Raw genomic sequence first — 13654 nt, 5'->3', positions numbered from 1 at the left:
ACACAAATGCTCGATGCCATCCTTACCTTCGTCGCCACGTTGTTAGTCGCGGCATTCGCGATGATAATGCTGCTGGCCGGCGTCGAGACATGGAACGGTGCGATGATCGAGCCGCTTCTACTGCGCCGAACGCTCCTGCTTCTCATCCCGATAGTAGGGTTAGGCCTGGCGTTTCTTCAGGCTCGCCGCAGCCTGCGTAAAGCTCGAGCGAAACGCGAGGCGGCGGATTCCCGCGAGAATGCCCGCGCGGCCGGGCAGGCTCGCCCTGCCGCGGACCTCGCTCGCCCGCGCACCAACGCTGCCGGCGGGGACGTCGCCGCAAAGATGGCGGCGGAGTCCCGGGCGCAGGCCAAACGCTCCGACGATGCCCACAAGGCGAAGATCCGCGCGCATGTCGAGCGCAAGGCACCGCCCACCAGCGATGCCGACCGCGCGGCGATCGCGCTGGCCGCGCGCGCCTGCCTTGCTATCCGCCACGTCTTCCCGCCGCGCCAGCCGCAGCGCTCGATGAGCTTTTTCGGCGGCGTGCCGCTGGCGCCCGACGATCTGGACTGGCCGATGATCCACAACCGCAAGGGGCTGCTCGAGCCGCTCACCTTCATGGGCCAAGTCGACCTCGGCGCGCTCCCCGACGGGCCGGCACGCTCGCTGCTCCCTGCGCACGGCTATCTTTTTTTCTTCGCGCCGATGTCGGGCAATTTCGACGACAATGCGAGCCACTTCGTCGTCCGCTACGTCGAAGGCAAGGCCCGCAAGGACTGGGGTCCTCAGCACAATCCCGGATTTCTGGAGCCGATCGACGGCGCCGAGAACGCCCGCTACCGATATCCCTGGCTGACCTGGCACGACAAGCCGGAGAAGGTCTATCCACGCTTCTATCCGCGCATCGAGATCGAGCTCGGCTGGTTGGAGGACGTCGCCGAGGTGGAGGAAAGCGATTCGGATGCCGGCGACGGCTTCCCATGGGAGGTCGCCAAGCAGCGCCGCCGCCAGCAGCTCGTCGCGTTTCACGGCGCGCCGGTCTCCTGGAACAACGCGCTCTCCGCTCACGACAAGCCCACGGACCGGCTCTGGATCCCGTTCGGGGGTTTTCCGACCAACCGCCGGACGGCGGAGGTCTTGCTGGGTTACCTGAAGTCATACCTCAAGGAGGAGACCATCGGGATCAAGGCTCGGCTCGACACCCTGCCGGCGGGGTTCGAGGACCCGGAGGGGTCGCGGCTCTCCGCCCTGCTCGAACGCTACGCGCAATTCGAAAAGGACCGCTGGCGGATTTTTCAGCTGGCAACGACCGGAGAGGCCCAGCGTGGCAAGGCGCTCGACGAGAATCAGCGGACCGACCTCCTTGCGCTACTCGAGGAATTGCGCGCCGGCGCGCTGCCGGAAGGTGTGCTCGAGCGCCACTATATACACAAGCGCCTGCCCATGGTGCTGAACGACTGGATCGCGAGGGCGGCGGTCGAAGGCGCCGAAAGCGCGCTGGCCGATCCGGACGGGATCGCGCAGGTGCCCGACGCTGTCGTCGAGGCGCTCCGCTACCGGCACAGCGTGCTGCGCGATCCAGACTTCAGCAAGAACGGCTCATACGCACAGCACCAGATGCTGGGCCGCGGCGTCGCCATCCAGGACGCGGCCGAGTTGATGGCGCCCGAGCACATCCTTCTGCTCCAGCTTCGCTGGGACAATGCGCTCGAATGGCACATGGGCGACGCCGGCGCGGCGCAATACTGGATCCGTCCGGCCGACCTAGCGGCGCGGCGCTTCGAGAACACCGTGCTCACCTTCGAGAGCCACTGAAGCGAGGGCGTCTCCCGCGGGTGCTGATCGGCCCGCTGGACAGCCGGCGATAACGGGTGGGGTTAGATGGCATTCAGCGGGCGACGGAGCGAACCGCTTGGGAAGACCGGTTGTTTGCCGAACTCGATCGGCTGACGCCTGAGGACGATGGGCGCGACGGCAGGTGACGACGATTGAGATTGCCCGTGTCCAGAAAAGCATACGCGCGGTTGTCCAAGGGTCTCGTTAAAGGCAAACTACGCCGGCATGGATGACTATATCAGCAAGATTGTTGAGCTTCGCCCATTGATGACCCAAGCTCGAGTCGACGAGACATTTCCGCGCGAGAAGTGGTCCGAACACAGTCGTGGCGGAAAGTTCGGCGTGCAGTTCGGCTTCGGGCAAAGCGCGAACAACGATCCCAGCGGAATCGCCAGCGACCACATCGTGGAAAAGATCGACTTCAGATCCCCCTTTCCGGGTTCTATCAGCCTCTACGGCTTCGCAATCGGGATGGCTCGATCGGACGCCGACAGCGAGATCGCCAGACTCGGACTTGCCACGATGGAGATCACCCATCCCGATGTCAGGTATCTGAGCGGCAACACGGATGACGGGTTTGAAATCATGTTGATGTTCAGGAAAGACTCGCTCGAGCAACTGACCATCTGCCAACCCGGTCATTCGAGGATCATCGACGCCCGGCAGGCGTTCTGGAAGAAGCGGTCGGAGGACGAACAAAAGCGACGCGAACTCGCCAGCGCCTGGAAATATATAAGCGCCGACGACGACGCCATGCTGCTGACCTGGGCGAAACATTGCCAGCCATGGGACGACTACTCGCCAAGCGAATTCGTGCGCTATGCAAATTGGCTGCGCCAAGCCGATCCCGATCAACGCCATGTGGCGGCGCTGAACTGGAATTGGGATTACGGCCTGGCGCCGCTGCTCTGGATCACCCGGCGCGAAGACTGCGATCTGGCGACGGCCTTGCACGTCTTCTTTGCCAGTAGCCCGGAGTTTTATCTGCAGTTCGAAGGCGACCGGTCTCGCGTTGCGGAGAAGCAATCAGATTTGACGACATTCGACATGATGATGGACATCAAAGCTCGGGTGGAACGCGGCTTTTATCAGCGCTCGGCGATCCAGTTCGACTTGTCACGGAACCTCGAGATCATCAGCCGGTACAATCCAACACTCGGCCAGCTGGCCGCGGTCCTTCCGGCCAACCTTCCGACAAGCGGTGCCGGACGCCGCATCGCGCACGAAAACCGGTTCGGAGGCTTAGACATCCCAGCGTTCGGGATCAACTGATCAGAGTCGACGCGTCTCCCGGTGCGACTCTCGGCCTTGGACGACCGATCGTAAGTGGCCCCTAGTAGTTTGACTGAGCCCAAAGAGTTTTTCCGTTCGAGGCAGCGGGGGGTCAGTGGACTAGCTGCAACGCGAATGCCCCGCCGGAAAAACGGACAACTTGCATGTCCGGAACTGGCGCAACCGCGACCTCCAGCTTGGTCGCCGGATTGTCTGCTTTCAGGCGGCTTCAGAGCTCACCTCAACGACCGACATGAGGCGCAAAGCTGACGTCGCAACTGACATGCCGTCGCTGCGGTGCCCGCCCCACCCCGCGCTATCCGTCCCCTACCCCACCTCCGCAAACAGCCAATCCCGAAACGCCTTCACCTTCCTTTGCCTTATCGCCTCCGGCGGGTACACCACATAAAAACTCGAAACCGCCTTCAGCGCGTGGTCGAAGGGGCGCACCAGCCTGCCCGTCGCGAGGTCGGCTGAGACCAGCATGGTGCGGCCCAGCACCACGCCTTCGCCCTGCACGGCCGACTCGACCGCGAAGGTGGCGGAATCGAACGTCAGGCCGCTGTTGGGGTCGACGCCTTCGACGCCGGCGCTGGCCAGCCACGCCGCCCAGTCGATGCGGTAGCCGTCGCGGATCAGCGTGTGGTGTTTCAGGTCCTCAGGCTTGCGCAGCGGGTGCGGGCCTTCGAGCAGCCTTGGGCTGCAGACCGGAAACACCTCCTCGCCGGTGAGGAATTCCGAGGTCAGCCCGGGATAATGGCCGCCGCCATAGCGGATGGCGATGTCGATTCCGTCGCCGAGGAAATTAGTCAGCTTGCCTGACGTCGAGACGCGCACATCGATGTCGCCATGCGCGCGGTGGAAGCGGTAGAGCCTGGGCACCAGCCACTTGCCGGCGAAGCCGTCCGAGGTGCTGACGTTCAGGCTCGTGTTGGAATGGCGCGATGTCGCCACCTGCGTCGCCACGGTCAGCTGGTCGAGCATCTCGCGTACCGCCCGCGCGTAGGGCTCGCCGACCGGGGTGAGGCACACCGAACGCGTCGCGCGCTCGAACAGCTGCACGCCGAGCTGCTCCTCGAGATGTTTTATCGCCCGGCTGATGGCGCCATGGGTGACGTTAAGTTCGTCGGCCGCCCTGGAGAAATTCAGATGCCGGGCGGCGGCCTCGAAGGCCGGCAATGCGTTGAGCGGTGGCAGCTTGCGGGGCATGTGAGTGCCGGACATTTGTGAGCGTTGGTAACAAATACTTGCCAAATTTTGGTTTGTCCATCTGGCTTTTACCGGCCACAAATCCTCACACGATTTGTGATCAAACCTCACTTCAGGAGAGCGACATGGCCACCATCCATCCCTTTCTCTGGTACACCGGCAATGCCGAGCAAGCCCGCGAGTTCTATCTCTCGGTGTTCAGGAACGGCCGCGCGCTGGAGACGGTGACCTTCACCGACAATGTCGGCGGCACCGCCGTCCCGCACGCGATCTTCGACTTCGAGCTCGAAGGGCTGCGGCTGACGGCACTCAATGCCGGCGGGATGCCGGCCTTCAACGAGCGGATGTCGCTCTACATCGAGACCAAGGACCAGGCCGAGACCGACTATTACTACCAGGCGCTGACAGCGGGCGGCGGCTCGGAAAAGCCCTGCGGCTGGCTGCAGGACAAGTTCGGCGTCTACTGGCAGGTCATTCCGGAGGCCGCGATCCGGCTGATGAACGATCCCGATCGCGACAAGGCGCATCGCGCGCGGCAGGCGATGTATTCGATGAGGAAGATCATCCTTGGCGATATCGAAGCCGCGCACGCCGGCCGTTCGTAAGTCAAACCTGACACTCTCGAAACAGGAGGTAGCAATGGCACCGCTCAAGGGACAAAGGATCGTTGTCGTCGGCGGCAGTTCCGGCATCGGTCTCGGCGTGGCGAAAGCCGCGCTCGATAATGGCGCCGAGGTGGTGATCGTCGGCCGCTCGCCCGACCGGCTGAAGGCGGCTGAGAAGGCGCTTGGCGCGAATGCCAGACTGAAGAGCATCGCCGCAGACATGACCAGGGAAGCGGAGATCGCCCGCCTGTTCGACGAAGTCGGCGCCTTCGATCATCTGGTGTCCACCGCCGGCACGCCGCCGCCGAACTATCCGATCGGCGACGCCGACATGGATTTTGTCCGCAGCTTTGTCGACAACAAGCTGATCGGCGCGGTTATGCTGGCCAAGCACGCCGTGCGCGGCCTGAAGAAGGGCGGCTCGATGATTTTCACCTCGGGCATCAACAAGGACCGGCCACCGGTGCCCGGCGGTTCGGTCGTCTCGGCAATCGCCGGCTCGTTCAGCTATTTCGCCCGCGCCCTGGCGCAGGAACTGGCGCCCACCCGCGTCAACATCGTCTCGCCCGGCTGGGTCGACACGCCGATGTGGGACGAGCTGGTCGGCGAGGCGAAGTCCGGCTACTTCGCCGCCATGGCCGAGCGCATCCCGGCAAAGAAGGTGGCGATGCCGGCCGATGTAGCGCCGGCTTACCTCTTCCTCATGGAAAGCGACTTCATGACCGGCGAGACGGTCCATATCGATGGCGGGCAGAGGTTGGTGTGACGGGGAAGGCGGGCAATCGCAAAGGGCGTTCCCCCACTCCGTCTCGGCTCCGCCGAGCCACCTCTACCCCCACATCCGTGGGGGAGAGGAAATGCTAACCGCCGGGGTCGCGGACTCGAAAGGCTTGGTTTTCCTTTTCCATCAAAAGCTCGGCTTTCCTCTCCCCCATGTACATGGGGGTAGAGGTGGCTCGGCGAAGCCGAGACGGAGTGGGGGGCAGGCGCTGACTTATGAGATTGCGCCGGCTAGGAGGAGGCGCCCGCCCTACGGATATTTCGCTGGCTTTGGCGCGTAGATTTGCGGATCGAAGTCCAGGTCCTTCGGCAGTGGTAGGCTCGAGCACTGCAGATGCACCTGGCGGGCAATCAGCCTTCGCTGCTGCTGCTGATGCTCCTTTGCCGCCGCGACGAGGCCCATGCTGTACGGCCCAAGCAGCACGCCGAAGCCCCATCCCGGCTGCCCCTTCTCGCGCTGGTCGTAATTCATGGCATCGGTGCGGGCCCGCTGACATTCCGGCGTCGCCCATTTCGGATCCTGCGGCGAAAGCGACGCGCCGTACTGGGCCGGAGAACTGACGCATCCCGCCACTGCCGCGGTCAACGCGACAACCATTGCAATCCTCATTCGCAAGCCCCTCCTAATTTAGGACGGCGACTACAGGATGATTCGAGCCGCAAAAAGGCAGCTTCAGGATGCGGATTTCGCACAGCCGCTCAGCCCAAAAGGTTGCGCGCCGCGCGCATGAAGATGCGCGAGCCGATCGGGATCAGATCGTCTGGAAAGTCATAGTCGGGATTGTGCAGCGAAGGGGTGCGCTCGCCGGCGCCGAGGAAGAACATCGCCGACCTGGCCTTGTGGCCGAAAATGCCAAAGTCTTCCGAAGCGCGCATCGGCAGGGCTTCCTCGCTGCGCGCGACACCTTCTTCGTCCAACGCGCGGTTCAGATGCTCCACCGCATCCGGCGCATTGACGCTGGCGACGAAGATCTCGTGGTAGTCGCAGCGGACCGACAGGCGATGCTCGCCGGCGATCCTGGCGGCCAGCGCTTCCGCGGCACTGACCAGCTCCGCCATGCGCTCGTCGCGCCTTGTGCGCAGCGTCGCCCACACCTCGGCATGACCGGGCGCGATGCCGAACACGGCCTCGCCCATCGTGGCATGGGTGACGGTCACCATGCTGAAATCGTCATCGGCAAAAGTGCCGCGTCCGAGTGCGGGCAGAAGTGGCATCAGTGCACTGACCGCCAGCATTGGCGAGACGCCAGTTTCGGGCATGGACGAATGCGCGGTCTTGCCTTCCAGAACGATGCGGATGCCGCGCGAGGCGCAGTTGACCACGCCTTCCCTGAGGCGGACCTCACCGAACGGCACGCCGGGCATATTGTGCAGCGAGAAGGCAAAATCCGGGGCGATCTCGCCAAAGCGCGGATCGGCGACGACGCCGGCCGCGCCATTGCCGGTCTCCTCCGCCGGCTGGAACATCAAGACGACGCGGCCGCGCGCCGGCCTTTCGCGCCCAAGCTGGCGGCCGAGTGCGGCGAGGATCGCGGTATGGCCGTCATGGCCGCACATATGCGATTTTCCTGATATCTGCGAGGCATGGTCGACGCCCGAAAGCTCCTCGATCGGCAGCGCGTCGAGCTCCGAGCGGAACAGCACCGTCGGCCCTGCCTTTCCGCTGTCATAGACCGCCGCCACGCCATGGCCGCCGAGACCGGTCAGCACCTTGTCCGGCGCCGTATCGGCGAGGAAAGCGATGACCTCCCTGGCGGTCTTTTCCTCTTCGTTCGAAATTTCCGGCTGCTGATGCAGCTTGCGGCGCCATGCCGTCAGCTCGATGATGTCTCGGTTGGTCAGGGTCATGATTTTCCGCTCCGCTGGCGCTACAGATCACACAAACACGATAGGGTTTTTCTCGCGCCGTGCCATGTCGATCAATTCCGCTAGTCCATCCGTATGTCATCGTAGCGCTGCGGTCATCAATCTCATCTCCGACATCCCGCGGCCGCTCCTGACGAGTATGACGCGCACGCCTGTGCCAAACCGTAGATATCAGCGACAATATCCAAATCCAGTCGAGGGCAGTTCCGGAACAACAATGGCCAGGCGGTTTGCGTTTCTCTTGGTTCGCGATTTCACCCTGTCGCCGCTGTCGCTGTTCATCGACACGCTGCGTCTGGCAGGCGATGAGGGCGACCGCAGCCGCAGGATCGAGTTCGACTGGGAGATCGTCGGCGAACGCGGCCTGCCGATCCGGGCGAGCTGCGGCGTCGAATTGCTGCCGACAAAGGCCATCGGCAATCCGGAGGATTTCGACAATGTCGTCGTGGTCGGCGGCCTGCTCGACACCAACCGCATTCTCAGCTCCGAAAAGGAGGCCTTCCTGCTTCGCGCCGCCCAAAAGGGCGTGCCGCTGACGGCGCTCTGCACGGGCAGCTTCGTGCTCGCGCGCTATGGCTTGCTCGATGGCTACGCCGCGGCCGTCAGCTGGTTCCACATCAAGGATTTCCGCAGCCAGTTCCCTGACGTGAACGCCCATGCCGACAGCTTGTTTTCGGTCGATCGCGGCCGCTCGACCTGCGCCGGCGGCACGGGTGCAGCCGACCTCGCCGGCCATTTCGTCTCGCAGTTCATTGGCCGCAAGGCGGCGGAAAAAGCCGCCAAGATCCTCGTGCTCGACCGCATCCGCTCGAGCCGGGACGTACAGCCCGTCGGCGACCTCTTTCCCGCAGCATCAAGCCGCGCGGTGAAGCGGGCCTTGCTCCTGATGGAAAGCAACCTCCAGGAGACGCTGTCGGTCACCGAGATCGCGAGCCGCCTGAATTTGTCGCGGCGCCAGCTCGAGCGCCTGTTCGGCGCCGAGCTGGGCATCGGCCCGATGGCGGCCTATCTTGCGCTGCGCGTCCATCATGCGAAATCATTGCTGGAGGCAAGCGACCTGCAGATCGGCGACATCGCCTACCGCTGCGGCTTTCCCAATGCCGGCCATTTCAGCCGCGTCTTCCGCCAGCAGACCGGCATCACGCCAACCCACCTCAGGCATCCGGGCCGCGCGGCTGGCGGGGCGCCGCCGCCTATCGCTCCGTGAACGCCCGTGCGAACGAATCGAGCATCGGCCGTGCCAGATATTCGAAGAAGGTCCGGTCGCCGGTGCTGATAAACGCCTCGACCGGCGTTCCCGGGTAAAGCTGCCCGACTTTCACGCCCTGCGGCAGCTTGTCCGTGATCTTCAGCCTGGCGCGGAAATACGCCTCATGCGTGGTTTCATCGATCAGCCGGTCGGCGGAAATTTGGGTCACCGTCGCCGGGACCTCGGGGGTGAGGCGCGCGTTCAGGGCCGACAGTCTGAGCTTCGCCGGCTGGCCGACGCGAACCAGATCCACGTCCCTCGGCCGCAGCTTCGCGTCGACGATGAGGCCCGGCGCGGTGGGCAGGATTTCCATGATCTTCTGCCCGGGCGCAATCACGCTGCCCCTGGAATTATAGGTCGACGACACCACGATGCCGGCTGCCGGCGCCTTGATAGTCGTGCGCTTCAGCACCGCTTCAGCCGCTGTAATCTGTTCGCCGATGTCGGCCAGATTGGTGCGAACCTCGTCGAGCTTGGTGAGCGCCTCTTCGACGCGTTGCGTGGTCGCGCGCTCGACCTGCGCCTGAGCCTCGACGATCTGTGTCCTGGTCGCCGCCAGGTCCGCCTCCAGCGCGCCGGCCTGGCCGACCAGATCGGCCTCGCTGCGCAAAAGCTGCGAATATTCGCTGCGGTTGGTGAGGCCCTTGTCGAGCAGCCCGGTCTTGATGCCGAGTTCCTTCTTCACAATGGCGGCCTGCTGCTGGATGGCCAGTTTCTGCGCGTCTAAGCCCAGCGCCGACTCGCGATGCATGGCGACGCGCTGCGCCAGGATAGACTGCTCGGACCGGAACCGGGCGAGCCTGGCATCGAACTCCTTCTGCTGTTCGTGCACGAGATTGTCGAAATCGCTCTGGAACGGCGCGGGGGCCGCCTCGGCGATCGGCGCCAGCCTGTCCGATCCGTCGCGCTCCGCTTCCAGCCGCGCCGCGCTCGCCCTGAGCGCGATCGACTGTCTGGTCAGCCGGTTGAGATCGGTCTCGGCGGCCGTGCGGTCGAGGAGGACCAGCGGTTCGCCTTGTTGCACGCGGTCGCCCTCATGCACCAGCAACCGCTCGATGATGCCGCCCTCGGGGTGCTGGATGAGGATGTTGCCGCCCGTTGCCGAGATCGTGCCGGACGTGATCACAGCGCCGGAGAGCGGCGCGCTCGCCGCCCAATAACCGAAGCAGCCGGCGAAGAGCGCTATGGCCGCGTAACCGACAACGGCCGTGCGCCGGAAGTCGGTGCGCGGTCGGCTTTCGAGGGCAAGGCTCTGCTCAGTCATCGTCTATGACCCGAAGCGAACGCTGTGCGGGCGGACGGTCGGCACGAATGAGCCTGTCACCACCGCGCTCCCGGCGACGCCCTTGTCGACCGTGGGTTGCCGCAGCACCTCGCTCGCGGGGCCGAAGGCTTCGATCGCGCCGTTGCGCAGCACCATCACGCGGTCGCAGGCCGCGGCGATTGAAGGGCGATGCGTGATCACCAGCGCCGTGACGCCAGCGCCGCGCGCGGCTGACAACATTGCTTCGAGCGCCGCTTCGCCGCTACCGTCGAGATGGGCGTTGGGCTCGTCCAGCACCAGAATGCGGGGATTGCCGTAGAAGGCGCGCGCCAGCCCGACCCGCTGCCGCTCGCCACCCGACAGCACGGTGTACGACGGGCCGATCATGGTCTGATAGCCGTCGCGCAGCGTAAGCACCAGCCCATGCGCCTCGGCACGCCTGGCTGCTTCGACGATCGCGGCGTCATCGGCAACGGGGTCGAAGCGGGCGACGTTTTGCGCGATCGATCCCGGGAAAAGCTCCACCTCCTGCGGGAGATAGCCCATATGCCTGCCAAGCTGGGTTTCGTCCCAGCTCCTCAGATCGGCGCCGTCGATCCTGACCGCGCCGCCGGTCGGCTGCGATGCGCCGACAAGCAATTTCGCCAGCGTCGATTTGCCAGCGCCGCTCGGGCCGACGATCGCCACCGCTTCGCCGGCGCCGATGGCAAAATTCAGCCGCTTGAGGATGGGCTCCGTGCCGAAAGCCGCATTCGGCGCGATGAAGAAAACATCCTGCATCGAAATCGCGCCGGACGGATCGGGCAAAGCGAGCTTGCGCGCCTGCGCCGGTTGCGCGGCAAGCGCGGTGTCCAGCCGCTTCCAGCATCGCCTGGTGTCGACGATCTGCCGCCAGGATCCGATCAGCTGGTCGAGCGGCTGCAGCGCGCGCGACGACACCAGCGAGGACGCGAAGATCATGCCGGCAGTCATCTGCCCCTGCAGCACCAGCCACGCGCCGGCGCCGAGGATCGCCAGCTGCAGCATCATGCGCAGCGACCGCGATGTCGCGCTGAAGATGGCGTTGGCACTTCCGGAACGGTCGTGCAGGGTCAGTGCTTCGGCGACGTGCTGCCCCCAAACCGCGGCCGCGTTCTGCACCATGCCCATGGCGCGCAGCGTGTCGGTGTTGCGGGCAAAAGCCTGCTCCGCCTGGCTGGCCACGGCAGAGCGCTCCGCCGACATCGCATCATTCCTGCCGATGGCAAGCTGGTTGGCCACGACCAGGAGAAACAGAAGCACGGCGCCTGCGAGCGTCAGCCAGAACAGCACGGGATGGATGAAATAGAGCAAGGCGAGGAAGACGGGCGCAAACGGCAGGTCGAACAGCACCGCCACGCCACGCGACCTGATGAAGGCGCAGGCCGTAGCAAGGTCGTTCAGCGGCGACAGCGCGCTGCCGGCATATCTGGCGCCAAGCGAGACAGCGAACGTCCGCGCACCCAGTTTCTGGTCGACGGTAGCCGCAACACGCTGCGCGTAGATGGCGCGGACCGCATCCAGCAGGCCGAGGAAGGCGAGCGCGACAACCGCCATGGCCGAGAGATAAAGCAGCGTCTCGACGCTGGAGGAGGGCAGCACCCGGTCATAGACCTGCAGCAGATAGAGCGGGATGACCAGAAGCAGGATGTTGATCAGTAACGAGAAGACGCCGATATCGGCGACAGCGCGCAAGAAGACCGGGCGCAGGCCGGGCCGGATGGCCGCATCCCTGAGCGGCGAGCGTTCCCGCGACATCTAGACCGCGTGCTCGCCTGTTGCGCTCAGATGGCTCTGCTGCACATCGTCCAGTGTATAGGCGTGGATATAGTCGATCTTCATCTGTGCTGGCGTCGCGAGATGGTCCGGCGGCGCGCCGGCTTGACCGCCGACCGCGAGATCGACCAGCATGTACATGGGGCTGTGCATGTCGGACGGCGTCGCCGCTTCGGCGACCTTTACGCCATCATAGGTCCACACCAGCTCGTCCGGTGTCCACAGCAGGCCATAGGTGTGGAAGCCGGCGGTGTCCGAGACATTCACCGTCGATGAGACCGTCGTGTGCTGCCCCGTCTGATTCGTGTGCGCGGTCATCAGAAGCTGGTTCGGGTTCTGGCCGTACATTTCCACGACGTCCAGCTCCGGCGGCCAGGAGCCGTCTTCCGGCAGCAGCCAGAAAGCCGGCCAGGCCCCGGTGTTTTCGGGCAGGTCGGCCCGCATTTCGAAATAGCCATAGGTCTGCGAGAAGGAGTCGTGTGTGGTCAGGAGCCCGGAGGTGTATTCGTAGTTGTTGATCAGCGGCTTGATGTCCGCCGGCGCCTGCGCCGCGGTGATGGTAAGCACGCCGTTTGCCACACTGAGCGGGTGGACCGAACTCGTTGGCGCGTAATTGGCGTCGATATACCACTGCAGCTCGTTGTTCTGGGTCAACGTGCTGCCGTTCGGCGCGCCCCACCAGAAGTTGGTGTCCCACGTGCCGCCTTGGCTATTGTGAAGGCTCAGCGTGTTGAAGTCGTCGGAGAATGACAGCGTCATGCCGGACTTGTCGATCGGCAGTTCGAACTGGCCGGGCTGCAGCTTGTCGATGGTGGTGTTGTTGAACACCAGCACCTCGTCGGATCCGAGGGTCAGCGCAACGTTCGCTCCCGCCTGCATCATGTGCGCCTTGACGGCGTCGAACGACATGAAGTCGTAGCCATTGAGGCGAATGGTGTCGTCCGCGCCGAAATCGGTGATCAGGTCGCTGCCGTGGCCCTTGGTGATGATGAAGGTGTCAGCGCCGCCGCCCCCGATCAGTACGTCGTTGCCCAGGCCGCCGTCGAACGTCTGGCTGCTGGTGCCGCCTTTGATGATGTTGTCGAGCGAATTTCCGAACGCGTAGTGATTGGCGCCGGTGACGACGAGGTTCTCGAAATTGTCGGGGAGCTTGTAGCTCATCCAGGTGTCGATCGTGTCGATACCCTCGCCGGGCAGCTCGACCGCTTTGTTGATCGTCGAATAGAGATGGTAATAGTCGTCGCCCGCACCGCCATACATGGTGACCCTGACGCTGGTATCGCCCCAGAAGGAATCGTTGCCCGAGGTGCCGTAGAGTTGCGGCCCGCCCCCGGTCGCCGAAAACCAGTGGGTGGAAGCGCCGGTGTAGGGAAGCGGAATGCCTTTGGCGTTCAGAACGGTGCTCATTCGGACACTCCTTGCACGTGCTGCCTTGATTGCTCGACAATCTCCGAGCGACCACTTCGGATCAACTTTTAAATTGATCCATCGTTCCAGGGAATCATCCTATAGTACACAAAGAAGATCGTCGCACACCATTTAATAGATCATGGCGAAGCTAATAAGCTGATCCTAATACAATTTAAAGGCGAGACTTTACAGATTTTAATAAATATTGCGAAACTTATGCCGAAAGTTTAGGCAGATTGTCGATGATGCATGCAATTCGTTCGCGACGCGACTGCCCGCCCAAAGCGGCGGTTCGAAAATTGCGGGACGGAAGGCCGCAGCCAAGGGCCCAAAAATTTGACAGGCGATGTCGGACCGGGTGAAGTCCACCCGTCCTTGGGGCATCGA

The 13654-nt window shown here is 63.9% G+C and carries 11 protein-coding genes; 5 read left to right on the top strand and 6 right to left on the bottom strand.

Annotated elements, in window-relative coordinates; all coding sequences use genetic code 11:
* The first annotated feature begins 6 nt into the window (after positions 1–6).
* Positions 7–1797, top strand: coding sequence for a DUF1963 domain-containing protein (locus tag ACWTU9_RS07465; protein ID WP_455857747.1), 1791 nt, complete (start codon positions 7–9; stop codon positions 1795–1797).
* A gap of 246 nt (positions 1798–2043) precedes the next feature.
* Positions 2044–3090 (top strand): DUF4274 domain-containing protein, encoded by a 1047-nt coding sequence (locus ACWTU9_RS07460; RefSeq protein ID WP_455857746.1) that lies wholly within the window; start codon positions 2044–2046, stop codon positions 3088–3090.
* Between the two features lie 327 nt (positions 3091–3417).
* Here ACWTU9_RS07460 and ACWTU9_RS07455 read toward each other — a convergent pair whose 3' ends face one another.
* Positions 3418–4299, bottom strand: coding sequence for a transcriptional regulator GcvA (locus tag ACWTU9_RS07455; protein ID WP_455857745.1), 882 nt, complete (start codon positions 4297–4299; stop codon positions 3418–3420).
* Between the two features lie 125 nt (positions 4300–4424).
* Here ACWTU9_RS07455 and ACWTU9_RS07450 point away from each other — a divergent pair, with 125 nt between their 5' ends.
* Complete coding sequence (locus ACWTU9_RS07450) at positions 4425–4904, top strand: VOC family protein (protein WP_455857744.1); 480 nt, start codon at positions 4425–4427, stop codon at positions 4902–4904.
* A 34-nt stretch (positions 4905–4938) separates the two neighbouring features.
* Complete coding sequence (locus tag ACWTU9_RS07445; protein ID WP_455857743.1) at positions 4939–5670, top strand: SDR family oxidoreductase; 732 nt, start codon at positions 4939–4941, stop codon at positions 5668–5670.
* Positions 5671–5934: 264 nt separating this feature from the next.
* Here the strand turns inward: ACWTU9_RS07445 and ACWTU9_RS07440 are convergent, their stop codons facing one another.
* Together ACWTU9_RS07440 and ACWTU9_RS07435 are read right to left on the bottom strand one after the other, a co-directional pair.
* Positions 5935–6282 (bottom strand): hypothetical protein, encoded by a 348-nt coding sequence (locus ACWTU9_RS07440; RefSeq protein ID WP_455857742.1) that lies wholly within the window; start codon positions 6280–6282, stop codon positions 5935–5937.
* 101 nt (positions 6283–6383) lie between these two features.
* Positions 6384–7532 carry an amidohydrolase gene (locus ACWTU9_RS07435; protein WP_455857741.1) on the bottom strand — a complete coding sequence of 383 codons (1149 nt, stop codon included), beginning with the start codon at positions 7530–7532 and terminating at the stop codon, positions 6384–6386.
* Positions 7533–7767: 235 nt separating this feature from the next.
* On the opposite strand from ACWTU9_RS07435, the gene ACWTU9_RS07430 reads away from it, so the two are divergent.
* A complete protein-coding gene (locus ACWTU9_RS07430) occupies positions 7768–8757 on the top strand; it encodes a GlxA family transcriptional regulator (RefSeq protein ID WP_455857740.1) in 990 nt (329 codons plus the stop codon).
* Here ACWTU9_RS07430 and ACWTU9_RS07425 read toward each other — a convergent pair.
* Genes ACWTU9_RS07425 through eglC form a run of 3 tightly spaced genes read right to left on the bottom strand, consistent with a single transcriptional unit; the run spans position 8744 to position 13264 of the window.
* Positions 8744–10063 carry an HlyD family type I secretion periplasmic adaptor subunit gene (locus ACWTU9_RS07425; protein ID WP_455857739.1) on the bottom strand — a complete coding sequence of 440 codons (1320 nt, stop codon included), beginning with the start codon at positions 10061–10063 and terminating at the stop codon, positions 8744–8746. The two genes, ACWTU9_RS07430 and ACWTU9_RS07425, sit on opposite strands and share 14 nt — an antisense overlap.
* A 3-nt stretch (positions 10064–10066) precedes the next feature.
* On the bottom strand, positions 10067–11839 hold the full coding sequence (locus ACWTU9_RS07420) for a type I secretion system permease/ATPase (RefSeq protein WP_455857738.1): 1773 nt from the start codon (positions 11837–11839) through the stop codon (positions 10067–10069).
* Entirely contained in the window at positions 11840–13264 is a 1425-nt protein-coding gene (eglC, locus tag ACWTU9_RS07415) for an endo-1,3-1,4-beta-glycanase EglC (RefSeq protein ID WP_455857737.1), read from the bottom strand.
* Between the last annotated feature and the right edge of the window lie 390 nt (positions 13265–13654).

Source organism: Mesorhizobium sp. 128a, from assembly GCF_053848025.1.
This window is presented reverse-complemented; position numbering and strand designations above follow the sequence as displayed.